This is a genomic window from Sphingobium sp. (assembly GCF_041987595.1).
In the GTDB taxonomy this organism is placed as follows: Bacteria; Pseudomonadota; Alphaproteobacteria; order Sphingomonadales; family Sphingomonadaceae; genus Sphingobium.
In genome coordinates, this window is sequence record NZ_JBHIWJ010000240.1 from 1 (window position 1) to 562 (window position 562).

Genomic DNA, 562 nt, shown 5'->3' on the forward strand with positions numbered 1-562 from the left:
TCATGCGTTGAGGGTGCGGAAAAATCTCGCCGCCTTCAAGTCAGTGCCTGATCTGGCCTTGGCCGCGCACGACGTATTTGTAGGTGGTCAGCTGCTCCGCCCCCACCGGCCCCCGCGCGTGCAGGCGGTTGGTGGAGATGCCGATTTCGCCGCCGAAGCCGAACTCGCCGCCGTCGGCGAACTGGGTCGAGGCGTTGATCAGGACGATGGCGCTGTCGACCTTGGCGGCGAACCGTTCGGCGGCGGCCGCGTCGGTGGTGACGATGGCCTCGGTGTGGCCCGAGCCGTAGCGGGCGATGTGGTCGGTGGCGGCGTCCAGATCGTCGACGATGCGGACGGCGAGGATCGGGGCCAGATATTCGGTGGTCCAGTCGGCCTCGGTCGCGGGCGTCATGGCGGGGACCAAGGCGCAGGCCGCTTCGTCGCCGCGCAGTTCGCAACCGGCGGCGATCAGGTCGGCGGCGACGGGGGGCAGCAGACGCTGGGCCGCCGCCCGGTCCACCAGCAGGGTCTCGGTCGCGCCGCAGACCGAGACGCGGCGCATCTTGGCGTTCAGAACGAT

Annotated in this window: 1 protein-coding gene; it reads right to left on the minus strand. The window is 69.9% G+C overall.

Annotated features, from left to right (window positions below; genetic code table 11):
* Nucleotides 1-40: 40 nt before the first annotated feature.
* Nucleotides 41-562: aldehyde dehydrogenase family protein (locus tag ACFC3J_RS22960; RefSeq protein ID WP_375198210.1), on the minus strand; the 522-nt coding region annotated here is incomplete at its 5' end.